The sequence below is a fragment of the Candidatus Njordibacter sp. Uisw_058 genome (genome assembly GCF_047730065.1).
In the GTDB taxonomy this organism is placed as follows: domain Bacteria; phylum Pseudomonadota; class Gammaproteobacteria; order Pseudomonadales; family Balneatricaceae; genus Njordibacter.
Map to the genome: position 1 here is coordinate 867,168 of NZ_CP159829.1, position 13,999 is coordinate 881,166.

Genomic DNA, 13,999 nt, shown 5'->3' on the forward strand with positions numbered 1-13,999 from the left:
ATGCCTAATTATGATGTGTTATTTGAAGCCGTTAAGATTGGCCCAGTAACGGCTAAAAATCGCTTTTATCAAGTGCCTCATTGCTGCGGTATGGGACACTTGCGTCCCCAAGCCCACGCTGCTATGCGGGGTATGAAAGCCCAAGGTGGATGGGCTGTGGTAAGTACTGAAGAAACAGAGATCCATCCCAGTTCTGATTTGTCGCCTGCTGTAGAACAGCGTCTCTGGGACGAGCGTGATATCCCAGCACTGCAATTAATGACTCAAAGCGTGCATGAGCATGGCGCTTTGGCAGCCATTGAATTAGTGCATAACGGTCACCACTCTTCTAACTTATATTCTCGCACCCCAGCATTGGCCCCCAGTAGCCGTTCTTTGGACATTATTTATCCAAAACAAGCGCGGGCCATGGATAAAGCTGATATTCGAGAGTTTCGTCGTTGGCATAAAGCCGCGGCTATACGCGCCAAGCAAGCTGGTTTTGACATCGTTTATGTCTATGCTGGGCACGAAATGTCTTTGCCACACCATTTTTTATTACCTGAATATAATCAAAGAATAGACGAATACGGTGGTAGTTTGGAAAACCGGTTAAGACTCACCAAAGAACTGCTACAGGACACGCAAGAAGCCATAGGTGACAGCTGTGCTGTCGCATTTCGTTTTGCTGTAGACCAAATGCTTGGTAGTGATGGTATGCAAGCGCATGAAGAAGGCAGAGCAGTTGTGGAAATGCTGGCAGATATCCCAGATCTGTGGGACGTGAATGTGTCAGGTTGGGGCAATGACTCGGCCACCTCACGTTTTCAACCCGATTCAGGCTACCAAACCGAATACACAAAGTTTGTAAAACAAGTGACCAATAAACCGGTGGTGGGGGTGGGTCGGCTCACCTCACCTGACATGATGGTGTCGTTAATTAAACAAGGCGTGCTTGATTTTATTGGGGCGGCAAGGCCGTCCATCGCAGACCCCTTTTTACCCAATAAAATCCAACAACAAAGGATCGAAGAAATTCGGGAATGTATTGGCTGCAATGTGTGTGTGTCTTGCGATAACCTAGGTGTGCCCATTCGTTGTACACAAAATCCGACGATGGGTGAAGAGTGGCGTCGTGGCTGGCATCCAGAAAAAATTGCGGCTGCTAAAACCCCACAATCTGTATTAGTTGTGGGTGCTGGGCCTGCGGGTTTAGAGTGTGCTTTACAATTGGCCAACCGTGGTTATGAGGTGGTTCTCAGTGAAGCGAGTAAGCAATTAGGGGGCCGCGTAATATCTGAGTCTAATTTAAAAGGGTTGGCGATATGGCGCCGTGTAAGTGATTACCGCATCTATCAGTTACAACAGATGGACAATGTTAATATTTACCTCGACAGTGCCTTAGACGTGCAACAAGTATTGGAACTAGGTATTGAACACGTGTTTGTTGCTACTGGCGCTCTCTGGAGAAAAGACGGCATTGGCCGTTCTTCCCGCACGCCGATCCTTGGCTTAGACCAAGTCGCCATCTATACCCCTGATGACATTATGAGTGGTGCCTCCCTAGGCCCTGGTCCAATAGTGATCTATGACGATGAACAAGGTTACTTGGGCAGCGTGGTGGCCGATCATTTGAGTGACTTAGGACATGACGTTATTTTCGTCACTAGTGCCAGTATCGTATCACCTTTTACAGAACTTACGCTTGAACAAAAACAAGTACAACGGGGCTTGGTCGCTCAAGGTGTAGGCATCTACACCAACAAGATCATTGCTAACCTTAGTCAAAAGTCTGGTCATGTTGGTGTTGACTTGAAATGTGAATATGGTGGTGAAGATCAATGGCTTGCCTGCGCCAGTTTAGTATTAGTCACAGAACGCGAATCAGCCTCACCTTTGTATGAACAATTACAGCAGTTGCAAGAAGATAATGGCACCTCCTTGCCTACGCCAATACCTATGTCAGTCACCTTAATTGGTGATGCGCTGGCGCCAGGTTTGATTGCTGACGCTGTATTCTCTGGCCACCAAGGCGCACAGGAGTTTGAAGCTGATCCTGAAAGGGTACAACAAGGGCTATTCAAGCGCGAAATGCCGAGCCTCAAAACATAATTTATTAAGCACAGTCATGCCTCAAGGAATACACGATGAAACCCATCCCTAAAACAGATCGACGCGTGGTGAATATTTTTGAAAGCGTGTTTACTCCCATTCAATCAAACGGTAAACCAGACGGCGAAGTGCTGCAACTTAATGCTGATAAACCTTTAGGCAGTGGTTTTTATATTTATAAAATGGCTCCAGGAGCTGCAACGGTGCCCCATAAACACAAAGGTGACGAGGAATTCTTGATTATTCAAGGAGACTTAAGAGACCATGATGGTGTCGATTATGGCCCTGGTGATCTAGTGTGGTTGCGCGATGGCACCGTGCACAATTCATCCACCAAAAACGGTTGTCTTATCGCGGTTTGCGCCTTGGAACCTGATTTTTAGCTAAATGTTCAAGCTGTCCATGAATCGGTAATACATAAGCGATGGTGCAAGAAACCATGGCTTTCCTGTGTAGAGGGGACGCGTCTGAAATTTAATGTCATTAAAAGGGGTCTGGCCTTGCTCCAGCCCTAGCACCTGTTGTCCCATTCTCATCCCAAGATACCCAGCCATGCCTACGCCTGAGCCACAGTAGCCCATGGCATAGTGCAGGCCGTCTTCTGCTCCTACATGCATGAGGGAGTCAAAGGTAAAGGCTACAAAGCCCATCCAAGAATGACTTATTTTTGTTTGTTCTAATTCTGGGAAAATTTGCGTCAGGGATTGATGGAGCTTGGGGGCACTGATACGAGGATTACTTTCTCTAAGAGACACGCGTCCACCAAATATAATGCAACTTCTGTCAGGGCTTGGACGGTAATAATACACCACCTTGCGGGTGTCACTAACGATGCGATCTTTTGGCATTAGCTCATCCATCAGTTCTTTCCCAACTGGCTCTGTGGCAATCACATAGCTGCCAATAGGAATAACCCTACGTTGCAAGCGTGGGGTTAAGGACCCTGTATAACCGTTGGTCGCAATAATCACCTTTTCGGCTTGCACAACACCTTTTGAGGTTTTTACGCTAAAACCACCTTTATCCCGATTGATATTTTCAGCCGCGCAATAAGAAATAATGGTTGCTCCAGCATCACGCGCTTTACCTAATAAGCCTTTATGATAGGCAGCAGGATCGACTGAAGCATGCTGAGGGAATATCGCCCCACCAAAATAGGTATCTGTGCCTAATTCGAAGCGCTGCTCTGATCTTGAAATCATATAGGCGTCATGCTCAAGTCCAGGAACTTGATAATCAAGCGCCCTTGCAAGTTTTTCATATTGCGCACTGTTATGTGCGGCATGAAAGCACCCTACCTCAGCATAACTGCAGTCAAGGTTCTCTTCTCTAATAAAATCCCCAGAAAACTTTAATGATGCTTCACCTTCTTTATGAATGGCAAAAGCCATGTCTTTGCCGTGTGTTTTTTCAAGTTCAGAAAAACTCGGTTTGATGCTATTGCTGACTTGGCCACCATTTCTTGTACTGCAACCCCAGCCAGCGTGTTCGGCATCAATGACTAACGTGTGCCTTGACCCTCGAGCTGTCTGGATGGCCGCATGAAGCCCCGTATAGCCTGCACCAATGATCAGCACATCAACCTTTTTAGGAAGTTCTGTGGTTTGCTCTGTGGGTGGTGCGCTGCGATCCCACCAATAAGGCTGGGCTTTGAAATCTTGTGTGAACATAACGTGCCTCTTTGATTAGGCCCCATGATTAACATTTTTGTGAGTTAAAAGGTATTTATATCTCTTTACTATCCACTAGATGATGTTGAGATCAGTCTAAGGGATGGATGGGCCTAGGTACCCTGTGATAATTCAAGGCTTTATAATTTATAGTACACAGTGCACCGCTATCACAAACGATGACTTCTCCAGCTATAGGTTCGAACGCCGCTCGAAAATGCTGCATCGATTTTAATGCAACCACAGATTTTTCGCGAGGATCGATACCAAATGTTTGAAATTGATTAAGGTCTAAAATCTGGTGAGCAATACTTACTAAAAGTACTTCAATGCCTTGGATTTGTAATACGATGCATTCCCCGAAGTTTTTTTGTAAACCACCTAGCATTGGGCCTGTTCCCGCCACTAAACCACTCCCTTGCCAAATAACCTGTGCCAAAACTAGCAGTGGGCCACCCCCCATTTCGGGGTCTACTTTTCCTCCGATACTAATACGTACTTGAGTCCCTAACTTATGACTTTTTAGCTTTAAAACAGCTTTTGGGTCAAATAATGGTCCAAAGCAGGCATTTTCAATATGGTTATCTAAAAGCGATTTTAGTAGTGCAGTACTGTCACCATAAGCCCCTGCACCTGGGTTATCTGCGTAATCAGCGATAACCAGAGGGCCTTCTTTTTTTAGTCCTGGCCACTTACTAGCTATATCTGCAACTTCAGTGCAGCTGTAATAAACATTCATTACTTGATCCCGTTTGGTCCAAATATCTTCCACTATATTTTCTGCCTGCTCCAGGTGATTAGTAGGGTCTCCAGAGCAACATATTAATACTGTAGGGCCTAACTCGCTGATATCAGCACTGGCAAAACCACCATTGATACTCACTGCATAGACATCTGGGTGCTGTTCATATTCCCTTGCCAATTTATGTCGTTCGATCATCGGCCCCAAATCAGTTCTGCCACCATTAACCTCTTCTAGCATTGGTCTGTGAGCCCGAAGTGTCTGTGGCTGAATTTCTTTGAGTAACGTGCGCTGTAAAACTTGCGCAGTACTGCGTCCTGTCTCACGCATATCTATGTGGGGATAGGTATTATAGGAAACTAAAATTTGTGCTAATTGACACATTTTTGGAGTTACATTGGCATGGGGATCTAAGGTGACAGCAATTGGAATATCTGGACCTAAAGCAGCACGTACCCTAAGCAGTATTTCCCCCTCTCCATCATCACAAAAATCAGTCACCATAGCACCGTGCAACATCAAAAAAATACCATCCCAATGCTCAAAAAAGCGGTGCTCCAGAGGTTTTAATATTTCATCAAAAGCATTTTTTGTTACTTTACCTCCTGGTCCAGCTGAGGCACTAAAACAGTGCTCTATTTGCCAATTGTGTTCGGCACCAACATCCAATAATCCTGCCAATTGAGTATTATTGCTTCCTCTTTGTGCTATCGCCTGGGCACCGTCGAGTAATAGATCATTAGCAAAATCAGCCAACGTCGTTGGACAAACATTAAATGTATTTGTTTCATGAGAAAACTCTGCGCTAAGTATTTTAAAAGTCATTATTAGCTCTTCTTTTAATTTTTTGGTAACTAAGCTAAGCTCTTTATATAAAAAATTTTGTTGTCTTTTTATATCATTTTTGCAATTACTTAACGAATTTATTTTTAGAGTAATACTATGAACGTATTAGTGATTGGAGGCGGTGTTGTCGGTGTGACGACTGCTTATTACCTTTCTCAAAAAGGGTTGAATGTCACCGTTTTAGAGGCACAAGAAAAGGATGTGGATTTTGGAGCGACAGGTGGAAATGCGGGTCTCCTAGCACCCAGTGATGCATTTGCCTGGGCGTCACCCTCTGCTTTAAAATTAGCGACTAAATCATTATTAAATTCACAGTTAGGGATTCAGTATAAGTTGCATATGGATCCTGCACTATGGCGTTGGACAGCATCTTTTCTATCTCAGTGCCGAAGCAGTAAATGGGTTCAAAATTCTGATTTTAAATTTCGATTGGCGCAATATTCCATAGATATGTTGGCAGATTTACGCCTGACTACTAACATCAACTTTGATGTTAGTGATCAGGGCATTGCTTACGCAAGCAGAAATCCAAGTGATTTAAAAAAATTGAGAAGTCATTTTAATTTTTTGGAAGATAGGGGACTTAAGTTAGAATTACTTGATCGAGATGGCTTGCATGAGAAACTTCCTTTACTTCAACCTAATAGCGAAACATATGCAGGTGCTGTTTTCTCTCCCAATTGTAAAACAGGCGATTCCGCCAAGTTTTCTATAGAACTAGGCAAGTGGTGCGTAGAAAACTCAAAATGTCGACTTGAATGGGGTGCTTCTGTTGAAAAATTTTTACAGAAGAATAATAAAATTTCACGTGTTTTAACTTCTAAAGGAGAGTTTAAAGCAGACGCATATGTCTTGGCTGCTGGTGCTCACAGCAGTATTTTAGCAAAACAACTTGATATCAAATTGCCAATCTATCCAATAAAAGGATTTTCTATAACAGCGCCTTTAATCAATACAGAAAGTAAGCCAATGTCGGGGTTTGATGATACAGATAAACTAGTTGCATTATCAATTTTTGGAGATCGCCTTCGCATATCCTCATCGGCAGTTTTTGATGGGTTCAATACAAGTCATCAATCCCAAGATTTTCAAAGGATTTTGAACCTCGCTAAAGAAATACTTCCAGATGCGGCTAATTACAGCGCTGCTAAATATTGGGCGGGCTTAAGGCCCATGACTCCGTCATCACTGCCCATACTGGGCCCTTCTCCTATACAAAATTTGTATCTCAATGTAGGCCATGGGAACTTGGGATGGACCATGGCCTGTGGTACTGGGAAAATAGTTGCAGATCTTATAGTCAACAAAAAGACAGAAGTGGATATTAATCCCTTTCTGCTCAAGGTTTAGTAAACTCAAGCTGGTTTTACTCATTAATACCTAGTAACACTGGCCTTGCGCAAAGTAACGTCATAGACAAAGTAACTTAATTAAGGGGTCTTACAGATAGTCTGGTAGACTCTGTGTAAGGCTTATATTGTTAAACTTGTCCAGCTGAAAGTGCCGTGTTGCGAAGCGTCTTTGACGATAATTTTAAGTTTAATATAGACCTTAATCATTCCTATTACTTTATTGGCACTATCAGATTTAATTAATTATAATTTCATATTTATTAGTGGGATCAATGGATTATTAAAATCCTGCCATCCCGACCAATTATTCCTACAAGGGTTAATGCGCCCTTACCAGTGAAAGGCTTGTTACTGTGGCCCAGCTTTACTTTTATTACTCTTCCATGAATGCCGGTAAGTCTACCGCTTTATTGCAGTCAGCTTATAATTATGAAGAACGTGATATGCGTCCGTTTATCATGTCTGCTGCTTTAGATGATCGTTATGGCCTTGGCAAAGTGACCTCTCGCATTGGTTTAGCTGCCGAAGCCCAACTATTCAATGCCAAAGACGATTTATATAGCATCTTAAAAATTGAAAATCTTAAAAAACCGCTGGATTGCATCCTTATAGATGAAAGTCAGTTTTTAAGTCGCGAGCAAGTTAAGCAACTCACTTTAGTGGTAGACCAACTTAATATTCCTATATTGTGCTATGGCATTCGCACAGACTTTAGAGGCGAGCTATTTCCAGGTAGTCAATATTTGTTAGCTTGGGCAGACAAGTTGGTGGAGTTGAAAACAGTTTGCTATTGTGGCCGCAAAGCGACCATGGTGGTGCGCATGGATGGTGATGGTATGGTCATCAAAGACGGTGACCAGGTAGTGATTGGTGGTAACGATCAATATCAATCTCTTTGCCGTCGTCATTTTAGTGAGCACATGTGGAGTTCGTAGCAACCTTAGGTAGGTTTGTGACCTAAGGCGAATTCAGGTCGAATGCTAGCAGGCACCATTTTATTAAATAACAGGGTTAAGGCAACCCAAGTCCACAGATGAGCCGTCACTGTGGCTGCCAAGGGTGGCAGGTCTAAGCCATGAGTAAGACCAAATTTAAGCCCTAAAAAGGCAAGGCAAGAGCCGCCCATAAGGCCTAAATCATATCCAATGTTTCGTTTTACCGCATGTCGATTAAGACTTAGTTTAAGAATATAACTGGTCATTATGAGAGTGAATGCGCCATTCCAGCTCAAAGGTAGCAAAAATAACCAGCTAAGATTAATCCCAAGGCCACTGATCAATAATAGGCCAATGAGGGGTGAGTTAAGAAAAAGTTTCATAATACTGTTGCCTTGCTGCTGCTAAAAAATCTCGTTAACGTGATATTTGTCACTCAACCACCTGCATTCAATGGCAGCCTTAAAGCGCCATCGGGCTTTAAAATCTTGGCACACTCCAAGTAAAATTCTCCCTTGATAGTTTACCATGATCGTTCGATACAATTTAGACAAAAATCACTTTCCCTGTGGAATAATCCAATGGTATGTTAGCCCATAGAGGCCGCCATGAAAGGCCATGACTAAGCGCTAATTTTGGGAGTAATAACAGATGATGAACAATCTTAATTTTACCCACACTGTTGGAGAGTGGACACATTTTATAATCCCTCTTAAAGACGGTACACAACTAGCAGCAAGGGCTTGGTTGCCCATTAATGCCGCGTCTGATCCAGTGCCCAGTATTTTAGAATACATTCCCTATAGAAAGCGTGATGGGACGGCGATTCGTGATGAACAAATGCATCCCTATTGGGCAGGCTTCGGTTATGCCTGTATTCGTGTTGATATGCGGGGGTGTGGTGAGTCTACAGGACTCATGCTGGATGAATATTTGCAGCAGGAGCTTGATGACGCAGTAGAGGTGATTGCGTGGTTGGCTGAGCAGGCTTGGTGTTCAGGCAAAGTCGGTATGATGGGTAAATCTTGGGGTGGTTTTAATAGTCTTCAAGTGGCTGCCATGGCACCTGCAGCCCTAAAAGCCATCGTTACTGTTTGTTCTACCGATGACCGCTATGCCGATGATATACATTATCGAGGAGGTGCTTTGTTGTTAGAAAACTTCAGTTGGGCTTCAACCATGACCTGTTATATGTCTAAGGCGCCAGACCCCCTGTTATTACCAGACACATGGCGCACGCAATGGCTGCAGCGCTTGGAGAGTATGCCCTTTTTGGCTAAGCAGTGGCTCGAACACAGCTACAAAGATGATTACTGGAGACACGGCTCTATTAATGAAGATTATAGTGCAATTAAGGCTGCCGTATACTGTGTTGGGGGTTGGGGTGATGCCTACTCAGAAACGATTCCGCGCATGATGCAAGGTTTGTCTTGTGCTAAAAAAGCCCTTATTGGGCCTTGGGCCCACAAATACCCCAACTATGCATCGCCTAAACCAGAAATGGACTTTCTTGGTGAAGCTAAGCGTTGGTGGGACTATTGGCTAAAAGGCATTGATAACGGCATTATGACAGAGCCTACCATTGCTGCTTATATTCAAGACGGTGTGCCGCCTCAAGCGGCATATGATGAACGCCCTGGGTTGTGGGTAGAAGGTGATCAGTGGCCCATACAAACACACAGCATTAATTTACAACCAAGTAAATCAGGCCAATTAGTCGAAACTGTTGGTGGTGGGCAGCAGAGTGTTAATAGTCCTCTCACTACGGGTGCTGCGGGTGGTGAATTTTGTGTCATTTGGTGTGGGCCGGATTTCCCCACAGAACAACGTCAAGACGATGCTAATAGCCTCTGTTTTGATACGCAACCTATGGCGCAGGCGGTCTCTATTTTAGGTGGTGCTGTGTTTAGAGCTCGGGTTACGAGTGACCAAGCTTGTGGTCAAATGATTTTGCGACTGTGTGATGTGGCACCTGACGGTAGTAGTACTCGTATCACTTATGGCATGCTCAATTTGGCCATGCGTCAAGGCTTAGATAATCCACAACCCGTGGTTGCAGGGCAGTCTATGGAGATCACTATAAAGTTGGACGACATAGGCTATGAAATTCCTCAAGGCCACAAATTACGTTTGGCTGTCTCCACAGCGTACTTCCCCCTGCTATGGCCAGCGGCACAAAAAGCAAACCTAAGCTTAGACCTAAGCACTGCTCATTTGAGTATTCCATGCCATGACCGGAGCGGACGATTAAGCCGTGATTTAGGTCATGGTTATGTTTGTCCAGTTAAGGCCATGACCCATATAAGGCCTGAAAAGCATACACGTAGCACCCAAATAAATGCAGCCAATGGTTTACACACCACCATCATTGATGATGACTTTGGTGAGTTTACCTTTGATGACCACGGCCTAACTGTGGGTGAAATATGTCATGAAGAGCATGCAGTATTACCCCATGACCCACATTCAGCAACGAGTCTATGTCAGTGGCATTCGCGCCAATCTAGGTCTGGTTGGGAGATCGACGTCTATAGCAGTTTAAAGGTCACGTGTGACGCCACTCACTATTATCTCGATGCTCGATTAGAAGCGTTAGAAAATGGTCAGCAAGTGCACCTCAAAACGTGGCAAGAATCTATATCACGGGGCTTTTCATGACCCTACTAGACCCTCAAATGCAGGCTTTTATTGCACAAACGCTGCAGCACTACCCCGTTCATGGGGCGGTTACTGACGTCATCCAGCAAAGGCAGTGTTATCGTGACATGTATCGGTCATTCTCTGCTCCCAAGCCAACTAGAGTGCAAATTAAAGATGAGCTGGTCAAAGGCCCAGACGGTCATTTAATCCCCATACGTCACTATCGACCGCAGGGTATTAGCAGCCCTAAGATGCTCAGTTATCCTGTGCAAGTGGTCTACTTACATGGGGGAGGGTTTGTCGTAGGTGATTTAGACAGTCACGATGACTTGTGCGCAGAGATGGCCAATATTTGTGGCTTTAATCTTGTGTCTGTAGCCTACCGTTTAGCACCAGAACATCAATACCCCTGTGACATTAACGACTGTTTGGCCCTAGTGGATCACTTAATCCACCTAGGTAAGGCTATTATTTTGGTGGGTGATAGTGCAGGAGCCACACTGGCTGCCTGTGTGGCTAATGCGCGCTCTAGCTATACTGGTACACAATTATTAGGCCAAGTACTCATTTATCCAGCCTTGGCAAATGATGCATCGACGTCATCGATGCATGAACATGCCCATGCGCCCTTGCTGACAAAAGAGGAAATGACCTTCTATCATAACATTAGAGTGGGTGGCAGTGAAGCCATTGCACCCATCCAAGATCCGCTCTACTGCCCTATGCATACCCAGAGTTTTGAGGGACTGCCACCGAGTCATTTATTCCCAGCTCAAATTGACCCATTATTTGATGATTGTGAGTTATATGCCCAAGCCCTAAAAACAGTGGGTGTTGCAGTAAAAAATCATACCCAGGTCGGTGATGGTTTGGTGCATGGCTATTTAAGAGCGCGTCACATGAGTGATAAGGCAGGGGCTAACTTTCAACATATCTGCGCCACTGTAACAGCTCTTGGACGAGGCTTATCATGAATCAGTTTGATTACATTATTATTGGTGCGGGTTCCGCAGGTTGTGTACTTGCCAATCGCTTAAGCGAGAATGTGAACCATTCTGTGCTCTTGTTAGAAGCAGGCCCCAGCGATAAACGATTTTTTGTTCAAATGCCCATTGGCTATGGTAAGACATTCTATCAACCAAAAGTGAATTGGATGTATAACAGTCAGCCTTGCAGTGGGCTTAATGAACGCATTAGCTACTGGCCTCGAGGCAAGACCTTGGGAGGCTCCAGTTCTATCAATGCCATGGTTTATGTGCGAGGCCACAAGCAAGACTTTAACGATTGGGAACAAGCGGGCAATCCTGGATGGAGTTACGATGATGTGCTACCTTATTTTAAACGCATGGAGTCATGGCAGCGCGGAGCAGACAACTTTAGAGGAGGCAGTGGGCCGTTAAATGTGAGTGATGTGTCAGCAAAATTACACCCTTTATGTAAACATTTTTTGGCAGCAGGTGAGTCTCTTGGTTTCAAGTACAACGCTGACATGAATGGGGCCCAGCAGGAGGGGGTGGGTTATTATCAGCTCACAACCCATAAAGGTCGGCGCATGTCTGCGGCTCGTGCCTATTTAAAACCAGCTCGCAAACGATCTAATTTAACCGTGGTGTGTGAGGCTCTAGTGCAGCGCATTGTGTTTGAAGATCAGCGGGCAGTGGCGGTGGAATATGAGCATAATGGTGTCTCTCATTGTGCTTATGGGGCTCAACAAATCTGCCTTAGTGCGGGCGCCGTTAATTCGCCACAACTCCTGCAATTGTCGGGCATAGGCCCACGCAAAGTGTTGCAACAGGCTGGGGTTGAACAAGTGTATGAAAGCCCTGCTGTAGGTCAGCATCTGCAAGATCATATTGGCCACAGTTATTTTTATCGGGCTAACCAGCCAACCTTAAACCAACAACTCAGGCCATGGTGGGGAAAGCTTTGGCAAGGCCTTCGCTACTTGCTAACGCGCACTGGGCCTTTGAGTCTAAGCGTTAATCAAGCGGGTGGTTTTGTGCATACACGAGCGGGTTTAGACCGACCTAATATCCAGCTGTATTTCACCCCATTGAGTTACACCAAGGCCCCTGCAGGTAAAAGGCCAATGATGAGTCCAGATCCATTTCCAGCTTATTTAATGGGGATTTCAAACTGCCATGTTGAATCTGAAGGTCAAATTAATATCACCTCAGGCGACCCTAGGGTGGCGCCCAAAATTGAACCTAATTATTTAGCCCACGATAGGGAAATTCAGGATCTGCTCGAGGGGGTTAAACTTGTGCGAGAGTTGGCACAAACCCCACATTTACAAGCCATAACGATTGACGAGATGCGTCCAGGGACTGACTGTCTCACTGATGCCCAACTGATTGAGGATATTCGTAATAATGCAGATACAGTCTACCATCCGTGTGGTACCTGCCGCATGGGGCCTGACCCCACAAAAAATGTGGTAGACAGTCGCCTAAAAGTGCATGGTTTAGAAGGTATACGAGTTGTGGATGCATCCATATTCCCCAACCTTGTCTGTGGCAACATTAATGCAGCCACTATTATGGTGGCTGAGAAAGCTGCTGATTTGATTTTATCTGAACATGGGTTGGCTTAAATGAAAATTATCAGTATTGAAACATTTACTAATGAATATATAGGTTTGCTGCGCTTGCGCACCGATACGGGTGAAGAAGGTTGGGGTCAAACGTGCACCTACAATGCAGACATTACTGCTCAGGTCGTGCACAAACAAGTCGCTCCTCACGTGTTGGGTTTGGATGCCAGTGATATTGATGCCTTAAAGGTTCGTGTCTTAGAACGTGAACACAAATTCCCGGGTACCTATTTGTACCGAGCTTTGTGTGGTTTAGACACGGCTTTATGGGACATGCATGCTAAGCAAGAGGGTAAAAGTGTGTGCCAACTTTTGGGAGGACACACTAACTCAGTGCCGGTTTATGCCTCTAGCATGCAGCGTGAAATTACCCCAGAGGCAGAGGCCGATCGCTTTTTAGCCCTTAAAGAAGAGTATGGTTATCAGTCTTTTAAGTTTCGTGTAGGCAAAGAATGTGGGCATGATATTGATCAGTGGGAAGGACGAACTGAAGCCATTGTCAAACGTGTGAGGCAAGTGCTAGGTGACGAGGTCACTCTTTTGGTCGATGCCAATAGTGCCTATACTCCAGCCAAGGCGATTGAAGTGGGGCATATGTTGCAAGACTATGGTGTGAGTCACTTTGAAGAGCCATGTCCCTATTGGCAACCTGATTGGACGAGGCAGGTTACAGAGGCTTTAGACATTGATGTGAGTGGTGGCGAGCAAGATCATGACATGCGTATTTGGCAGCATATGGTGAACACCAAGGTGGTTAATATTGTGCAACCTGATGTGTGTTACATGGGTGGCGTTACGCGCACTCTTGAGGTGGCAGACATGGCTAAAAAAGCCAATCTGCCCGTCACTCTGCACTGTGCAAATTTATCTTTGGTAACCCTATTTTCAGCTCACATTATGGGCGCCATACCAAATGCCGGCAAATACCTTGAGTTTTCGATCGAGGGTTTAGATTACTATCCATGGCAAGCTCATGTATTTAAGCCTAATTTTGATATACAACAGGGCAGGCTCATGATGCCTCATAAACCGGGTTGGGGTATCGAGTTGGAGCCCGAATGGCTGGCGCTCTCGGACTACAAGGTCAGCTACTCTGGGGATCGGTTTTAGAACTAAATTGAGGTGAAGTT

At 45.0% G+C, this 13,999-nt stretch carries 11 protein-coding genes; 8 read left to right on the forward strand and 3 right to left on the reverse strand.

Annotated features, from left to right (window positions below; all coding sequences use genetic code 11):
* Together ABXT59_RS04015 and ABXT59_RS04020 are read left to right on the forward strand one after the other, a co-directional pair.
* The gene (locus ABXT59_RS04015) at window positions 1-2,091 is read left to right on the forward strand and encodes an oxidoreductase (RefSeq protein ID WP_443637864.1); all 2,091 of its coding nucleotides are present in this window, start codon (window positions 1-3) and stop codon (window positions 2,089-2,091) included.
* Window positions 2,092-2,126: 35 nt separating this feature from the next.
* The gene (locus ABXT59_RS04020) at window positions 2,127-2,474 is read left to right on the forward strand and encodes a cupin domain-containing protein (protein ID WP_443637866.1); all 348 of its coding nucleotides are present in this window, start codon (window positions 2,127-2,129) and stop codon (window positions 2,472-2,474) included.
* On the opposite strand, the gene ABXT59_RS04025 is transcribed toward ABXT59_RS04020, so the two are convergent.
* Complete coding sequence (locus ABXT59_RS04025; protein ID WP_443637868.1) at window positions 2,475-3,761, reverse strand: NAD(P)/FAD-dependent oxidoreductase; 1,287 nt, start codon at window positions 3,759-3,761, stop codon at window positions 2,475-2,477. It lies immediately after the preceding gene.
* A 91-nt stretch (window positions 3,762-3,852) separates the two neighbouring features.
* Window positions 3,853-5,328: a M81 family metallopeptidase gene (locus ABXT59_RS04030; protein WP_443637870.1), complete on the reverse strand. Its 1,476-nt coding sequence runs from the start codon at window positions 5,326-5,328 to the stop codon at window positions 3,853-3,855.
* A gap of 117 nt (window positions 5,329-5,445) precedes the next feature.
* On the opposite strand from ABXT59_RS04030, the gene ABXT59_RS04035 reads away from it, so the two are divergent.
* Complete coding sequence (locus ABXT59_RS04035; RefSeq protein ID WP_443637872.1) at window positions 5,446-6,699, forward strand: FAD-dependent oxidoreductase; 1,254 nt, start codon at window positions 5,446-5,448, stop codon at window positions 6,697-6,699.
* Between the two features lie 355 nt (window positions 6,700-7,054).
* Complete coding sequence (locus ABXT59_RS04040; protein WP_443637874.1) at window positions 7,055-7,636, forward strand: thymidine kinase; 582 nt, start codon at window positions 7,055-7,057, stop codon at window positions 7,634-7,636.
* Window positions 7,637-7,641: 5 nt separating this feature from the next.
* On the opposite strand, the gene ABXT59_RS04045 is transcribed toward ABXT59_RS04040, so the two are convergent.
* Window positions 7,642-8,019, reverse strand: a complete 378-nt coding sequence (locus ABXT59_RS04045) for a hypothetical protein (RefSeq protein WP_443637875.1) — start codon at window positions 8,017-8,019, stop codon at window positions 7,642-7,644.
* A gap of 268 nt (window positions 8,020-8,287) precedes the next feature.
* Between ABXT59_RS04045 and ABXT59_RS04050 the strand changes: the two genes are divergently transcribed.
* From ABXT59_RS04050 to ABXT59_RS04065, 4 genes are read left to right on the forward strand one after another with little or no spacing between them, the layout of a single operon-like run.
* Window positions 8,288-10,294, forward strand: coding sequence for a CocE/NonD family hydrolase (locus ABXT59_RS04050; RefSeq protein WP_443637877.1), 2,007 nt, complete (start codon window positions 8,288-8,290; stop codon window positions 10,292-10,294).
* Entirely contained in the window at window positions 10,291-11,250 is a 960-nt protein-coding gene (locus tag ABXT59_RS04055) for an alpha/beta hydrolase (RefSeq protein ID WP_443637878.1), read from the forward strand. Before ABXT59_RS04050 ends, ABXT59_RS04055 begins: the two co-directional genes overlap by 4 nt.
* On the forward strand, window positions 11,247-12,869 hold the full coding sequence (locus ABXT59_RS04060; protein WP_443637880.1) for a GMC family oxidoreductase: 1,623 nt from the start codon (window positions 11,247-11,249) through the stop codon (window positions 12,867-12,869). The genes ABXT59_RS04055 and ABXT59_RS04060 overlap by 4 nt, the downstream gene beginning before the upstream one ends.
* Window positions 12,870-13,979: a mandelate racemase/muconate lactonizing enzyme family protein gene (locus tag ABXT59_RS04065; protein WP_443637881.1), complete on the forward strand. Its 1,110-nt coding sequence runs from the start codon at window positions 12,870-12,872 to the stop codon at window positions 13,977-13,979.
* The last annotated feature ends 20 nt before the right edge of the window (window positions 13,980-13,999 follow it).

Coding starts and splice junctions, on each gene's coding strand:
- ABXT59_RS04030 (WP_443637870.1), bottom strand. CDS start 5,328: ATGACTTTTAAAATACTTAGCGCAGAGTTTTCTCATGAAACAAATACA.
- ABXT59_RS04015 (WP_443637864.1), top strand. CDS start 1: ATGCCTAATTATGATGTGTTATTTGAAGCCGTTAAGATTGGCCCAGTA.
- ABXT59_RS04020 (WP_443637866.1), top strand. CDS start 2,127: ATGAAACCCATCCCTAAAACAGATCGACGCGTGGTGAATATTTTTGAA.
- ABXT59_RS04025 (WP_443637868.1), bottom strand. CDS start 3,761: ATGTTCACACAAGATTTCAAAGCCCAGCCTTATTGGTGGGATCGCAGC.
- ABXT59_RS04035 (WP_443637872.1), top strand. CDS start 5,446: ATGAACGTATTAGTGATTGGAGGCGGTGTTGTCGGTGTGACGACTGCT.
- ABXT59_RS04065 (WP_443637881.1), top strand. CDS start 12,870: ATGAAAATTATCAGTATTGAAACATTTACTAATGAATATATAGGTTTG.
- ABXT59_RS04060 (WP_443637880.1), top strand. CDS start 11,247: ATGAATCAGTTTGATTACATTATTATTGGTGCGGGTTCCGCAGGTTGT.
- ABXT59_RS04050 (WP_443637877.1), top strand. CDS start 8,288: ATGATGAACAATCTTAATTTTACCCACACTGTTGGAGAGTGGACACAT.
- ABXT59_RS04055 (WP_443637878.1), top strand. CDS start 10,291: ATGACCCTACTAGACCCTCAAATGCAGGCTTTTATTGCACAAACGCTG.
- ABXT59_RS04045 (WP_443637875.1), bottom strand. CDS start 8,019: ATGAAACTTTTTCTTAACTCACCCCTCATTGGCCTATTATTGATCAGT.